The 14,183-nt window shown below is 35.5% G+C and carries 15 protein-coding genes; 2 read left to right on the plus strand and 13 right to left on the minus strand.

Translation table 11 applies throughout. The features are described from left to right. Window positions 1-554: 554 nt before the first annotated feature. From J4Q03_RS05895 to J4Q03_RS05950, 12 genes are all read right to left on the minus strand, one after another. The gene (locus J4Q03_RS05895) at window positions 555-905 is read right to left on the minus strand and encodes a helix-turn-helix domain-containing protein (RefSeq protein WP_426047282.1); all 351 of its coding nucleotides are present in this window, start codon (window positions 903-905) and stop codon (window positions 555-557) included. Next, window positions 889-1,149 carry a helix-turn-helix domain-containing protein gene (locus J4Q03_RS05900; RefSeq protein ID WP_426047283.1) on the minus strand — a complete coding sequence of 87 codons (261 nt, stop codon included), beginning with the start codon at window positions 1,147-1,149 and terminating at the stop codon, window positions 889-891. Before J4Q03_RS05900 ends, J4Q03_RS05895 begins: the two co-directional genes overlap by 17 nt. Before the next feature lie 1,156 nt (window positions 1,150-2,305). Then, window positions 2,306-3,310 carry a terpene synthase family protein gene (locus J4Q03_RS05905; protein ID WP_426047284.1) on the minus strand — a complete coding sequence of 335 codons (1,005 nt, stop codon included), beginning with the start codon at window positions 3,308-3,310 and terminating at the stop codon, window positions 2,306-2,308. A 214-nt stretch (window positions 3,311-3,524) separates the two neighbouring features. Beyond that, window positions 3,525-4,547, minus strand: a complete 1,023-nt coding sequence (locus tag J4Q03_RS05910) for a terpene synthase family protein (RefSeq protein WP_426047285.1) — start codon at window positions 4,545-4,547, stop codon at window positions 3,525-3,527. A 9-nt stretch (window positions 4,548-4,556) separates the two neighbouring features. Further along, complete coding sequence (locus J4Q03_RS05915) at window positions 4,557-4,727, minus strand: hypothetical protein (RefSeq protein WP_426047286.1); 171 nt, start codon at window positions 4,725-4,727, stop codon at window positions 4,557-4,559. Between the two features lie 79 nt (window positions 4,728-4,806). Next, window positions 4,807-5,640: a terpene synthase family protein gene (locus J4Q03_RS05920; RefSeq protein ID WP_426047287.1), complete on the minus strand. Its 834-nt coding sequence runs from the start codon at window positions 5,638-5,640 to the stop codon at window positions 4,807-4,809. A gap of 253 nt (window positions 5,641-5,893) precedes the next feature. Further along, on the minus strand, window positions 5,894-6,910 hold the full coding sequence (locus tag J4Q03_RS05925; protein ID WP_426047288.1) for a terpene synthase family protein: 1,017 nt from the start codon (window positions 6,908-6,910) through the stop codon (window positions 5,894-5,896). Window positions 6,911-7,264: 354 nt separating this feature from the next. Beyond that, window positions 7,265-8,290: a terpene synthase family protein gene (locus J4Q03_RS05930; protein ID WP_426047289.1), complete on the minus strand. Its 1,026-nt coding sequence runs from the start codon at window positions 8,288-8,290 to the stop codon at window positions 7,265-7,267. Window positions 8,291-8,896: 606 nt separating this feature from the next. Continuing rightward, window positions 8,897-9,277 carry a hypothetical protein gene (locus J4Q03_RS05935; RefSeq protein WP_426047290.1) on the minus strand — a complete coding sequence of 127 codons (381 nt, stop codon included), beginning with the start codon at window positions 9,275-9,277 and terminating at the stop codon, window positions 8,897-8,899. 173 nt (window positions 9,278-9,450) lie between these two features. Further along, window positions 9,451-9,930 carry a hypothetical protein gene (locus J4Q03_RS05940; RefSeq protein ID WP_426047291.1) on the minus strand — a complete coding sequence of 160 codons (480 nt, stop codon included), beginning with the start codon at window positions 9,928-9,930 and terminating at the stop codon, window positions 9,451-9,453. An 8-nt stretch (window positions 9,931-9,938) separates the two neighbouring features. After that, complete coding sequence (locus J4Q03_RS05945; protein ID WP_426047292.1) at window positions 9,939-10,469, minus strand: hypothetical protein; 531 nt, start codon at window positions 10,467-10,469, stop codon at window positions 9,939-9,941. A 7-nt stretch (window positions 10,470-10,476) separates the two neighbouring features. Continuing rightward, entirely contained in the window at window positions 10,477-11,184 is a 708-nt protein-coding gene (locus tag J4Q03_RS05950) for a hypothetical protein (RefSeq protein WP_426047293.1), read from the minus strand. Here J4Q03_RS05950 and J4Q03_RS05955 point away from each other — a divergent pair. Both J4Q03_RS05955 and J4Q03_RS05960 read left to right on the plus strand, forming a co-directional pair. Further along, on the plus strand, window positions 11,175-11,672 hold the full coding sequence (locus tag J4Q03_RS05955) for a TolC family protein (protein ID WP_426047294.1): 498 nt from the start codon (window positions 11,175-11,177) through the stop codon (window positions 11,670-11,672). The two genes, J4Q03_RS05950 and J4Q03_RS05955, sit on opposite strands and share 10 nt — an antisense overlap. A 537-nt stretch (window positions 11,673-12,209) precedes the next feature. After that, window positions 12,210-13,508, plus strand: coding sequence for a T9SS type A sorting domain-containing protein (locus tag J4Q03_RS05960; RefSeq protein ID WP_426047295.1), 1,299 nt, complete (start codon window positions 12,210-12,212; stop codon window positions 13,506-13,508). A 146-nt stretch (window positions 13,509-13,654) separates the two neighbouring features. Here J4Q03_RS05960 and J4Q03_RS05965 read toward each other — a convergent pair whose 3' ends face one another. Next, window positions 13,655-14,182, minus strand: coding sequence for a hypothetical protein (locus tag J4Q03_RS05965; RefSeq protein ID WP_426047296.1), 528 nt, complete (start codon window positions 14,180-14,182; stop codon window positions 13,655-13,657). Window position 14,183 lies beyond the last annotated feature (1 nt).

Here is a 14,183-nt window from a genome sequence, read left to right on the forward strand (position 1 = left end):
ATAAGTTTATTGGAAACAGCTTACTTTTATTGTAATCATAAAATTACAATATTATGCTGCTTTGTGCTATTTTCATCTCATATGTTTTTTGTAACTAAAAAGTATCGTGTCTTAAAAATAGCTGATTACCCAGGTTCACTGCTATAAATTTCAACAATATTATAAAATATAACTACATAACTTAAAGAAATGCTTGTGTGTTTTTCTGAATATATAACAACATCTTTTACTGAATTATTTTATAATAACGTAACCACAGAAAGGCTTTTGGAATGATGCTAAGAGAGAAACAGCATTGCCTAACATGTAATAAAATAAAAAGATGAGCTTAACTAATAATATTATAATACACATCCGGTTTACTGAGATTCGCAGTTAGCAAATAATGGAGAAAAAACAGTTATAAATGGAGGAAACTGAAACTCTCCTTTTTTAGTTGCAAGAGCTGATACAGCAATGGGAAATTCTGTAAATTGTTGGCTATTATATTCTAAATGTATTAGCTAAAGATAAGGGACAACACCAGAGCAAAAAACTAACATTCTCTGCCATAATTATATCAAAAATCGATTTTTCCATTTGGTAATCGTGTTTCTGCTTAAATTAAAATGTCTAGCCAATTCGCTATTATTTAAATTGTTCTCCTTCTGATATTCCAAAATTTTAATAATTGTAGATGTATCGTAAGAACGGTGTTTCTGGTTAAAAGCAAAATTTTCTTTAGAGACTTTATTAAAAAGAATTCGGCTAATTTCTATAATATCAAGCGTTGAAAGAATATTTTTCGATAGTAAGTGATTGCATTTTTCCCTTTTTTCAGGATACTTTATATTTATTAAATCATTGTATATTTTTTTGTAGTCTGGTGCAGTACCTTTTTTTCCCAAATTATTTTTCTTTATCATCTTTCTTTGATTTTCCGTATTTATTCAACCATCTATATATTGTTGTTCTGGGAATTCTGTATTCACTCATAATCTGTTTTTTTGTTTTATTCCCGTTAGCCAACTGTTCTAAAATAAATTCAATAACTTCGATTACGTAGATATGTTTTGTAGAATATGAAAGAGAAGATTTTTCTGAGACACTATTGTAATTAATATTAGATTGAGGAGAATATAAAATTAAATGCTGAGAATAAATTCTCAAAAATTATATTCCAACAACAAACAATCTCATTACTATCTCGGTATTTAAAGATTTTTGAGATAAGGTGGATTGCCATTCTGATTCTGTGCATTCTAACCGCCTACAAATTTGTTGTATGCCCATTACTTTTTCCTCAACACACTGGATTAAATGTCCAAGATCAATATTTTTTTAGATACAAAACATATTTTTTTTTGAGTTAAATTGTATTCTCCTTCCTAAATTCTGTGAGTTCATAACATCCTTTCAATAATGAATCTAACTTCTACATTATAAGCGCAAACATTTGCCCAATAAGGTCCGTTATGCAGACATTGTAGTTACTATAAAACAATAAGACACTAATAATTATTAATTTAATGCATCATAAAAAGTATAATACATTAAAAATCTCATTGTTTATTACAATATTATAAGCTTTTAAACTTGGCTCAAAACAAAGCATGTTGTGTATTCGGAATTTGTTACTGCAAGTAAACAGTGCTACAGAAAAGATCATCCGAGTAGTATAGTATCTCTTCTACGGGTATCATACTTAGGAGATAGAATATAATCGGACAAAAGGACGGTAGATATTAAAGTATATCTTCCCGTAAACTACATTAAAAAGAAGTTTTACACCACTACCTACTAGTGAATGGATTCTATTTCTCTACATGCTTTAGTGGTACATGCAATTCTAAAAGTGCATTGATATTTAGTTACAGTGATTCAGACCTGAAACAATTACTTTGAATATTTAATCTTGATAAAAATTGTCTGATAAAATGCGAGTAATATTAATATTTACACAAATATTATTTTATTCAAAGACCCATTTCATAAAGACAAAAATTGAAAATCCTTCAGGATATTAATCAAAATATTTTAGATCTCTATCCAATTTTCTATTCTAAGGGTTTTTCTTGTGTTAAAGAGAGAATAAACATTGTAAGATATTCTGAATATCTTACAATGTTTAAGTTTTATAACAAATATTCATAATTGATGAAATAGAGGGGTGAACTATTCATCATTCAATCTTATAGGCAATTTCAAATCAACTAACAACTGCTTTGATTGTAGTCCTACCAAGCTCACTAAACGGAACTTAGTGCGTATTTGCTTCCGGTGAATTATCCTTGTACTATTTTCTCCCGGCTTTATTAACTCAAAGCTACGAGTTGCCTGAAGGTCTAACATATTCCTTCACTGCATATTGATCACTGCTGTGGTAACGCAGTGTATCTTTGAAATACCAGCTATTTAACCCCTGTATCATCATTCCCTGGTAAAGCACATATTTGTCAACAGATTCATGCCAATCTCCGAAATCCGGCAGGTTGGCATGTAATGCAACAAATTCCGCTACATCTGCGTCATGAATGCGAACTACTTCCTGAATTGCCTCATCCAGTGAAATATTTTGCTCGTGTTGTATAATGAGTACCAGGTTAATTACCTCGCCTTTTCCCATGATTTCTCTTTTTACGGAATAAACATCATTTTGCCAGGACATTATTCTGGCTGTTAATGCCTGTATACGCTGTATAACAGGATGAGCCGAAATGTGTTTTGGTAAAACATACCCTAATCCCAGTTCGGCCCAGGGTTCATAAGCATACATGGCTATGCAATATTCCCTTAATATCATAAAATAGTCGCGTGGCGGAAATGTTCCGGTTGTCTTGAAAGGTGCTTCTTCCCGCAATCCATACCTTATGTAGCGGTCCATAAAATAAGCGAATGTTTCTAGCCATTCAGGTGAGGTAACGGCTAGATATTCATCTCTTACCTGCGCCATAATCTTATCATGTGGATGCGCGTCCGCCCCCGGCTCATCCCCTCTAATGATACCCATAATGCGCTTATGTACCTGATCCAATTCTTCGACAGTACAAAATCCAACGTAATCATCGAATGTAGTGATCCAGATCATGAAGCGATTACATGCTTTCGCATGTTCATAAGTGGGCGCTATGGCAAGCATCCTTGCGGTAGCTCCATGCAGCCCCATTCGTTTATAGCTCTCCCGGGTTTTAGGAGATAAGAAGGTAAAATCAGTATCCAGCCATCCTTCCAGATCCTCCTTCAGCTGGTCAAAATGCGGATTTACCAAATCCGGCCAGGGATATTTGAAGATCAGTGGATAGGGTTGTTCAAAATATTTATTTGATTCCATACTTGAGTTGTTTTGTTATTAAAAATGACACTTAGAGCGTTTGATATCTGCTTATTTTAAGTGGTATTAGTATGCAGATCACACTTTGCTCAGTTTCTCCTTCAACTCAGCCGCATCCGAAAATTCCATAGCATTGTAACGGTCAGATTTTGTGGATATGCTTTTCAAGTCAGAGAATATGGTAGCTCTATAATACATCCTTTTGACTGACCTCCTATTTTTGGGAAATATGTTTTACGTCAAAATCTAAAGATATTGCCGATTGTCCGTTAGGTGTTACAGCAAAACCTTCCGGATAATACCGCTGTGTCCCACCTTCATAATACCATGCATTGCAACCGGTTATCATCAGTTTCATGTGATATACATAATTTTCCACTTCTTTCTGATAAGGACTGAAATCGGGCAGACAGACAGATAAAGACTCCATTTCCTTAACAAATTCGTCATGTATTCTCAGCCCTTCTATACAAGCCTCATCAAACGTTATTTTGTGCTCATGCTGCAGAATAAATATGATATTGAATCTTTCGGATTCTATGGCCATTTCTTTTCTTATCGATGCATAATCATTCTGAATCGCAATAATGTTGGAAAGAAGCATGACCAGACGCTGAATAACCGGATGGTTGTATATGTCTACAGGCAGAGCAAATCCTGTAGCAGGTTCTATCAGATCACCATAGGTTACCATGCCTATAGAGTAGGCACGAATCATCAAGTAACGGGCAAGCGACGGATATGTTTTGCTGAACTTAAATGGTGTTTCTTCCATGATGCCATAAGTAATGAAACGATGAAAATTGGTAGAAATCCTTTCGATCCAGAACTGGGGCATTCCGTTTTCCAGCCATTCCTTTCTTGCTGCTGCCATTTGACGGAGTATCCCTTTTTCTTTGGGACGGGGATCTTCACCGGTCATTACCTCAAAAATCCGGTCTCTGAAAATTTTCAGTTCTTCAAGAGGCATCAGCTCAACATAATCATCAAATGTAGTTACGTATACTGCAAACCTCCCGATGGGACGGAACTGGTCTCTGTCAACAGTAGTTGGTGACATAAATGCTCCTACCTGAACAATTCTTTGTTTTTTGTATCTCTTTATAGATTCCGGGCTCATGAAATCATAATCGTTATCATACCAATCGCTTTCTTCTTCATAAAAAGTTTCGCTGATCGGGCTGTAAACAGTAGGCCAAGGATAGCTTGGTTTCGGTATGTGAATGGTGCTTCGCATAACTGAGTTTTATTCGTTTACTAATGTTGTTTTTATTGCATTGCTCATTACCGGCAATATTATTTTGCAGTGATATAAAATTAAATTACATTGGTTCAGCTTTTCTTTCAGTTCTCTTGCTTCCACAGACAAAAAAGTATAAGCATTACCATACGAATCTTCAGCATCCTTCTTCATCATATCAGTATATGGAGAGATCTTGTCCGGTCAAGGATAATATATCGTTGTTTATAATTTTTGTAATGGAATTAATTATAATTTAAAGTGATGTATCTTCAGTTTCCCTATCTGGCCATGCAAAGCATTTGGGATCATAACGGTTTGTATCTACCAGGTAAAAAGTATTCAGACCTTGTATCAGACTGCCCCAGCCTAGTAACAATTGTTTTACATCTTCCTGATACTTCCCAAAATCGGGAAGGTCTTCCTGTAAAGCAACAAGTTCTGCAAGATCAGCGTCATGAATTTTCATAGCTTCAGTTAAGGCATCTTCTAATGACAGGTTATAGTTTCTTTGTAAGACGATAACGATATTCATAACTTCGGTATCCTTACTTAGTTCTTTTTTCAATCCCTGGATATCATTCTGCCAGGCAACAATTCTGGACCATAGGGATCGAACACGCTGTATTACGGGATGGCGTTCTATCTCTTCTGTTAAAAAGGTACAAAACTCCGCCTCAACCATATAGAAACAGGGAAATATTACAATTGAATATTCCCGGAGTACTTTAAACAATGCAAGGGAAGGTACTGTTTGGGTTGCCTTATAAGTTGCCTCTTCCTGAGCACCATATCTTGTAACGGTGTAAAATGCTTGTGCCAAGCGTTCCATCCATTCATCAGGCATAAAAACACGACATTCATCTCTGATTTTGGCGGCCTGAATGAAATATCCGGGATCCTCTGGAGTGAGGCTATCTCCTCTGATTATGGCTTCCAGTCGCTTAGCATATTTAGTGATCTCTTCTTCGGTTGCATATTCAAGCTGATCGTCAAATACGGTATGGAAAAGAACAAGCCGATGTATAGGTGTTACGCACTCATAATTTGCATAAGGATACATTCTTGCTGCACACTTGTGCAGGTTCATGCTCTTGTATCGTTCACGTATATTTTCAGATAAATATACATAATCAGTATCAATCCAGTTTATGTAATCAATACCCATTTGCTCCACATTCGGATTGATTTTATCTGGCCAAGGGTAATAACCTTGAGGCAGGTAATTCGACGGGTTGTAATCTTCTGGTTTCATTTTTTTAAAATTAAAGTGTTAAATTGATGTTTTATAGGTTGTTATTATGATAGAATATTTTAAATTAAAAATATTCTTATACAAAGTATTATTGAACCTGATTCAACTTTGCTTTTAGTTCTGCTGCCCCAGGAAATTCAGCTGCGGTATAACGGTCCAGTTTTGTAGATATATTTTTCCAGCCGCTCAGAACCATGCTCATATAATGTACCCAGTTGATCACCGCGTCCTGCCAGATCCCAAAATCAGGAAGATTGGCTTGTAGTTCTAAAAATTCTTTCAGATCTTCATTGTGAAGACGTAAATCTTCAATACAAGCTTCTTTGAGGGACATCTGCCTTTCGTGTTGGATCACTTTTACGATATTGTAATAAATACTGTCAGTTGCTTCATCCTTCAGTACAGATTGTACTTCATTAAAAAAAGTAACCAGATGGCAGGCAAGTGTCTGCAGGCGAATGATGACAGGATGTGCGTGAATCTCCGGTGGCAGAATAATTCCGGTTTCTACTTCCGTTAATTGTAAGAAGGGATAAAGACATATAGAATTTTCACGCAATGCAATACATTCGCTCACACTGGGATAGGCTTTATTTTTCTTGTATTTTAATTCCGTTTCTAATCCTGTGAAATACCTACTGATCATTTGCGTAAAACGGGCAACTGATTCCTCTGGGATAAATTCCAAGAGTTCTTCTCGTAAAGAAGCTAGCATAGGTCCTAAAGGTATTCCTGAATCTTTAGCGGTTATTTCACCTTTTAATATGGCAATAGACTGGGTGTGTACATATCCGATACTTTCAGGCTCACTTTCTTCATAAAGATCATCATTGTATAAGGTCCAGAGCATTAGTCTGCAGATGGGTTTGAACCGTTCAGGTGGTGCTGTTGGAAACCATTGGGCCGCAATATGTGCTGTTTTGGTTTTTTTGTACTTTTTCCGAAGGTCGGGGTTTTGTTCGTACAGCCACAGATATTCGCCATCGATCCACTGGTTTTCAGTGATTTCCTGCAATTTGTCGGCGTTGGGATTTTTTAATGTGGGGAACGGGTACCTGAACTGATGACGAAGAAGTTCGAGGGTACTGAAATTTTCATGGTTCATAGTTTTATGTTTTTGGTTTGGTTTTGAATATAATTTATTTAGAGTTTGTTTACATTTATTCCATAATAGTTTTACAGCAGATAATTTGACCCTATTTCGGAAGTTTTCAGCAGTAATTCATAATTTCTATAAAGTCTTCTGTCATTATTAGCCAAGAAAAAATGCTGTCTGATGCTGTAAGAAGATTCATAATATAGTATTGATTCATATAGAAATTCTTATAACTAATGAGAGGAACCGCCTTTTTATAGAAGTAGAGATTAATTAACTAGCAACTAATTGATTATGTATTAAACAAACATTTTTTTTCCATTTTTGAACTCCTGTTTAAAAATTCAAAATGAGAAAATATAATTACCCTGGTCTGAAATCCTGAGTTTTGTATTTATTGACCTGCGTTCCTTCTGGCCATGCAAAGCCTTCACCACCGGCAAGGTAGCGTTCCGTGTCCTTTATATAATGAGTATTAAGTCCCTGTAATATTGTTCCAAGACTTGTAATATAGTCATATACCCGTTGCTGATAATTGCCAAAATCCGGTAAATTTTCATGGAGAGCTACGAATTCAGCGACATCTTCATCATGGATACGTTTTGCTTCATTGACCGCCTCTTCTAAGGATATTTTTCGACCTTTCTGTAAAACGAGAATTAAGTTCATTAATTCTGTGTCGAGACCCATCTCCTTCCGCAAGGAGTAAAAATCATTCTGCCATGCTTCGATCCTTGAGGTAAGTGCGCGCAGACGTTGTATCACGGGATGCTCTTCAATATATTTAGGTAAAACGAAATTTGTTTCAATATCTGCCCAGTATAAATATGGATACATGTTTACGGAATACTCCCGCAATATCATAAAGTATTCCAATGAAGGGATGCGCTTCGCTAGCTTAAACGGAGTTTCTTCCTGTACACCATACTTGAAACAGCGGGAGAGATTTTCTGTAAATCGTTCCAGCCATTCCGGTGGCATAAAGGCTTTATACTCATCTCTTATAAGTGCTAAATGCTGGAAAATCCCATTTTCATTAGGAGCAGGAGCGGAGCCCTGTAGAATTTCTATTACCCGGTCACAGTCACGCTTTTTTTCATCAATTGTTGCAAATTCCATCTGGTCGTCCATCACAACAAAATTGAGGACAAACCTATTACAAGGTATTGTTTGCTCATAACTTGCTTTGGGTACCATTCGGGCAGTGCATAAATGAAAGCCCATTTTTTTGTATTTCCTTCTTGCTTTTTCCGGGAGGTAGGAATAATCTTGATCAATCCAATTGTTCATATCAATCTCCATTTGCGCAATATTTGAATTGATTAAATCTGGCCAGGGATAATAACCTTGTGGCAGATAGTCTTGCGGATTAAAGTCTTCTGGTTTCATATTATTTTAAGAATATAAATAAAGTTTTTTGCAGTAGGTACATTCAAGCATATAATTGTCTAAAAATATATGAATGTCTATTATCATTGACGGATTCGCTTCAAAAAATGCAGTTCAATCTATAAATACATAGATAACAGTTTGGGAGATATAGTCAGGGAAAGTATTGAAATCGTAGAGACAGATCTTACCTTTCTATTTTATTAGGCAGTAAATTTCATAAATAATAATTTGGTGTTTTCTCTGGTTTTAGTTTATTACTAAGTTAAAAAAAAAAATGATCCAGCCTAACTTTATTCACTGAAATATGATATCAGAAAAGTAACAGCCTTACACCACTGTATTAATAGAGGATTAAAAGTTCAGAATAAATTTAGTTTATGTATTAAATTCGGAATTTATTGTTTTTTTCTGCTATTTTCTTGTCCTTTTTTTGTTTTTATCTCTAATGTTGTGGTATCTGCTAAATAAATTTGTTTACGATTATATTTTCGATAATTATTTAACTAATGCACTGTTGTTTTTCATTGACTAAAAACGTTAAAAGAGGTATTAAGTCTTCGACTGGACACCCCTTTCTCTTAAAAAAACCAATATTTATCTTTTTTAGACGATTTTTACCTTAAAGCTCTTTACTATTGATACGAGCCTAACAGGATTCGGTGTTTCCTTTCTTAATTTTCCCTCAGGATACCCGAGAATAGAAATATACTGGCTAGAGTGGTTCCTGCGTATTTGATCATTTGTGCCCCCATTGGTAGGACCTGAATAAAAACCTTCCACTTTAGAAACATTTAAAGCAGCCCTTAATGCAATACCTACAAACCCATGAGCCGTTTCTCCGGCATTTTCAAGGGGCTGTCCACTAATTGTAGCTTCAATGACACCGTTATGAAAATCAATATCTTTCAAGATCGCAAGTGTAACATCACCTTTGGCTTGACCAGGTATTTTCAGAGCCAAAGCATCTTTACCTTTATAGTACACCTTCCTGGCTTATCATTTATCATTTTCTATAAATCTTATTTTAATTCAATATAAATATGAAAATCTCTAGTGGAAACAACATCTTAAATGAAAGTATAAACATAGCTCTTGCTGGTAAACTTTCAATATGACGAAATAAAAACAAGTTTACAAATTTATCTGGTAAGCACCTTTTATATAATCTCCTCATCCTTTAACTTTATATGACTTGGAGTGGTTCGATTACCGAAAACTTTGACAACTAGAACCGCACGAACTGGTTTTCCAGCTTCATCATTTATAAATTCAAGTTTAATGTTATCTTCAATTGCCCCAATACTACCTTTATTATTTGTCAGATCAAGAACCAGTAATCCTCCTAGTTTTGGCCCTGTATTTTGATATTCACTTGCCTGCCCCAAATACTGTTTCCGGATATTTTCAAATGAAGAATTGTACAGCTCTCTTTTGACTTCAAATATAAATTGATGATCAATATGATTAATGACAACATCAGCCCTGCCTCCTGCTATATTGTTTACTTCAATATTTATTTTGCCGTCAGAAGGAGCTGTTGCCATATAAATATAATAGTCATTTTGGAGCGCATCTTCTTTCTGGTCATTTTCAAAAAGATAGGAAACTGCTGAAATATTCCCCTTAGTCGCATCCATTCTACTCTCTAAAAACTTAGTGTATTATATACGTGCTTTCTGAAGTTTAAGCCGATTGTAGGATTTCTGAAAGATTCGATAACTTCTAGCTCAGTAAAAATTTTTTCGAAGATTTCTACTAAATTTTGTGAAGTATTATTAAAGTTGCTGATCATATATTCCTTAGTAAACTCAGTAAATTGCTTTCTTCTTTCTATTGGAATACGTTCACTAAAAGGGACAGTTGAAGTTATTTCCTCAGCTGTCCCTTCATCTTTTTCCAAAGAAGCACTTCTTTTATAATCCACAATATCTTCCCGCAGTTTCCCAGCATCTGCCCAAAGTTCATTTTGAGGGTGACTACTGATCCACTTATCAAGAAGATAAACATATGTTTCTTGCTGGTTGAACTTCATCTGAACCAAAGGCTGAATCAAGTGATCTACTCCTTTGCCTGCATCTTTTTTTAAAAGTGTCCTGCTACAATTATAAATCTGAAGAAGATAATTCTCTATGACAATCTTGGGATCAAACCAAGAAATCTCTTCCAATGCTGCCATGGAATTTTTAAGAACACTTACTAAGTTGATACCAATTAATAATTTCCGCATTTCTAGCATTAGCCCAAGGCAGAGATGCATTTACCCTGCGCCATCCCGAACTCAGTCGAATTATATTTTCAATCTTATTGAGCGTATCATGTATTTCTTCTTCTTTAGCAGACTTATTAGCGTAGCTCAACAAAATCTCCAAAATCAAATCGATACAGTATGCATCAGTATGTGTTGAGGGGCCAACTTTATTAAAATAGCTCTTTGCCTTAGTAAAACTATAGTATGCATCTGCATGTGATATTGCAGAAATACCTTTTCCAAGATACCCCATTCCCACCTCATATAAGCCATCATCATCAACACTAGTATCCATCACATCAGTCAATCTTTCAAAAATGCTTTCATCCTGGAAAAATGAATAAGATAATCCTAATATTTTAACATAATGAGAAAAGTAATTTTGATCATCAAGTTCATCTTCTTCAAGAAGATAGCCAATTAAATAATGCTTCTTTGCCTTATTATAAGTTGCTATCTGAAACGCAGCTAATAAATACTGGCTTTTCAGAAAAGAGTTTATGTCCTGATCCTTCCTTTGCAGACATTCATTTAAATAGTGATCTATTGGAGCCCCAACCTCCTGTAGTTTTTTATGTGATTTCCTCTGATGCGGTGAAACTTCGTTCGGAATATGTCCTGCTTGAAAAATCTGTGCAGGCATCCAAATTACAGCAGAAATTAACAAAAGGAGATTATCTTCCCCAGCTGGGTATTGGTGCCACAGGATATTACCTGGATCCTTTTTTAAAGGGACAAAAAGGAGACTTTAACGGATTACTTTATGCATCATTATCTATACCTATAACAGACTGGTGGGGAGCAAAACACAAAATGAAAGAGCAGGAATACACAACTCAGATTACTGAAAATAATCGTATGGAGAATATTGAGCTTCTCGGCTTACAGATAGAAAAATCCTGGACCGACCTTAATGAATCCTACGACAAGATTATTCTCTTAAAGGAAACTTTGCAACAGGCAGAAGAAAATGTACGGATGAATAAAAACTCGTACGACAATGGTCTGATTCAGCTTTCTGATCTTTTGAAAGCACAAGCCATAAAAGTTGAAACTGAAGATAAACTGGCAGAAGCTAAAACTCAGTATAAGATTAATGTTACCAACTACCTGCTAGTAACTGGAAGATAAATATTAAAGTTGCAGTTGGTTTTCTTTTAAAAATCAGTTTTAAATATGAATACTGACTGCAATATTTTTAAATAAAAAAATGCTCAAAAACAAAAACGCAGGCTATTGAAGGTGGATTATCATTTTTCCAACGGTGACTGACCATTACAAGGATGGCAAAGATGCCGCTTATTGCTGATCCAAGGTATTCAATGGACGAGGATAAATCCAGAGAAATGGAAAGAAATCTTCGAGAAAATGTAAGTATGACCAATCGAGAGCCGTATCCGCAGGAACATGAGATTGGGTTGTCTAGAAAAAAAGCAATAGAATCCAATTAAAAGAAGGTTAATAAAATTGTGGATACAAAACTAAAATTTAAAAGGTAGTGATATACTTAAATGTACACTTTGTTTTATTGTAAACTTAGCAACGAAAAAGATGAAAAAGATTTCTAAATTTAGCTAAATTCGAAAAAGAAATTCTTAATTTCTCACACCTTAAGTTTCATAAAACGGTGTAAACTAAGCAATTTTGAGTTAATAAAATTTTCTTACTATGAAAAAAATTTACATGCTTTCAGCCTTCTTGTTTTTAAGCAGTCTGAATGCTCAAACTAATCTGAGGGTTCTCACCGGTTGGGGAACAAGGCTTTATGATATCAACAACAATGGAAACGCTGTGCATTCCGGAGGCTATTATAGCTACTCTACAGGTACAAGTACCCCTATAGAGCCTGTTGCCGATGCAACAAACCGGCTGAATAATACAGAAAACATAGCTGGGAGTATGCCTTTTACAGCTGCGGATGGTTCCAGTTTGAGCCAGGCTGCTTACCGCAAAAACGCAACCTGGACAGCTATTGGCTATTTCTCCGGAGACACACCGGGAAACAGCTGGTTTGGAGAAGCAAAAGGAATTTCAGCAAACAGCGTGTACATAACCGGACAAATGACTTCAGGTAATGCGGGGAGCAGTTATCCATTTATTTATAATACCGAAACTAATATACTTACCAAACTTACGGGTGACCTACTGTACACTAACGGCCGCGGGGCTGATGTCAATGATAACGGAGTCGTAGCCGGCTGGATAGACCGGGAAGACCTTTTCGGCGCCGGAACTTTTCGGGTGCCTGCTTATTTTGATCAGAATGGAGGTGCACATTATATAGATTTCAGCAATCCGGAATACGGAGAAGCCAATGATGTGAATAATGCCGGACAGGTGGTTGGCTACAAAGGAAGTAAAGCTTTTATTTATAATATTAACACCAACATGTATCAGGCCTTTGATGCTCCGGCAGGATATACTGATGCTGTATTTGTATCAATATCAGAAAATGGTACCGCTGTAGGATATTGCGGAATGATCGGAGACAGAGAAGTAATTATTTATCACCCTTCTTTAGGAGCCAGTCCCGTATTACTTACTGATCTTTTAACTTCACAAAATGTTCCGATTACTACATTCGATACAAAACTTGGCACCGGAATGGGAATATCGCCGGACGGTAAGTACATTTGCGGATTTGATAATACTATCCCTCCCATATTTGCTGCAGGATGGATCGTCAAATTAGACAATCTGATACTTTCCGCAAGTGATATAAAGAATAATAGTCTCAAATTTAATATTTATCCAAATCCCGTACAGGATATTCTCAATATTTCAAGCGAAAAAATAATAAAAATAATATCCATATACGATGTAAACGGCAAAATGCTGATAAAAGACCAGGCAATTAATAAAATAAATGCTAAAATTGATGTATCTGTACTGAATACGGGTGTATATCTTGGTAGTGCAACCTTGAATGATGGTACTATTAAAACTTTTAAGATTATAAAAAAATAAATATACAACTTCGGAAACAGTAAGCAAATGCTTTCCATTTAACTGTAGTAATTATTCTTTATTACAAAAAACAGCTGATCTCTTTATGGGATAAGCTGTTTTTATTTATTATCAACTACTTTGTTGAGGATATAATCTCGTCCATTCTAAGGCTTCCAAAAACTCCAGACAGTACCATTATAAACAGCTAATTGTTTTTTTATGGTATCATATACTATCATTCCTGCAGAAGGACTGATGATATTCAAATGCGGGCTGGCCACTTTAGGCAAAACCATGGCTTTGTTATCATCGGCCAAAACCAATATTCCTTGCGTAGTATCTGTTCCTCCCAAAGTCTGACTGATACAAACCTTTGCTCCTAGATGCTCTACTCTATCAGTTGCCTGGATATTCAAATCCGAAGTCCCTGTTGTATCAACACTCATATCAAACCATGTATTTACATCTTTTAAATATTTTACTTTATTGTCTGATGTGTCAAAAAGAAGAGTCCCATTTTCAGTTATCCCTGTTTTATCTGTGACATAAGGCAAAAGAAGTCCTTTATTTTCGTTATCTCCGAACTGTAATGAAACAGAGCCATTGCTTACGTTTTCTCTACTTATTCCTATTTGTGCGTGAAAAAATGTACCCATTAGAAACCCTGCTATTGTTATTATATTTTTAAACATT

Origin of the sequence: Chryseobacterium sp. NFX27, from assembly GCF_049887855.1 — a bacterium.
Classification (GTDB): domain Bacteria; phylum Bacteroidota; class Bacteroidia; order Flavobacteriales; family Weeksellaceae; genus Chryseobacterium.

Coding starts and splice junctions, on each gene's coding strand:
- J4Q03_RS05905 (WP_426047284.1), bottom strand. CDS start 3,310: ATGGAATCAAATAAATATTTTGAACAACCCTATCCACTGATCTTCAAA.
- J4Q03_RS05950 (WP_426047293.1), bottom strand. CDS start 11,184: ATGCCTGCACAGATTTTTCAAGCAGGACATATTCCGAACGAAGTTTCA.
- J4Q03_RS05960 (WP_426047295.1), top strand. CDS start 12,210: ATGAAAAAAATTTACATGCTTTCAGCCTTCTTGTTTTTAAGCAGTCTG.
- J4Q03_RS05940 (WP_426047291.1), bottom strand. CDS start 9,930: ATGGATGCGACTAAGGGGAATATTTCAGCAGTTTCCTATCTTTTTGAA.
- J4Q03_RS05915 (WP_426047286.1), bottom strand. CDS start 4,727: ATGATGAAGAAGGATGCTGAAGATTCGTATGGTAATGCTTATACTTTT.
- J4Q03_RS05920 (WP_426047287.1), bottom strand. CDS start 5,640: ATGAACCTGCACAAGTGTGCAGCAAGAATGTATCCTTATGCAAATTAT.
- J4Q03_RS05910 (WP_426047285.1), bottom strand. CDS start 4,547: ATGCGAAGCACCATTCACATACCGAAACCAAGCTATCCTTGGCCTACT.
- J4Q03_RS05930 (WP_426047289.1), bottom strand. CDS start 8,290: ATGAAACCAGAAGACTTTAATCCGCAAGACTATCTGCCACAAGGTTAT.
- J4Q03_RS05895 (WP_426047282.1), bottom strand. CDS start 905: ATGATAAAGAAAAATAATTTGGGAAAAAAAGGTACTGCACCAGACTAC.
- J4Q03_RS05945 (WP_426047292.1), bottom strand. CDS start 10,469: ATGGCAGCATTGGAAGAGATTTCTTGGTTTGATCCCAAGATTGTCATA.
- J4Q03_RS05925 (WP_426047288.1), bottom strand. CDS start 6,910: ATGAACCATGAAAATTTCAGTACCCTCGAACTTCTTCGTCATCAGTTC.
- J4Q03_RS05965 (WP_426047296.1), bottom strand. CDS start 14,182: ATGTTTAAAAATATAATAACAATAGCAGGGTTTCTAATGGGTACATTT.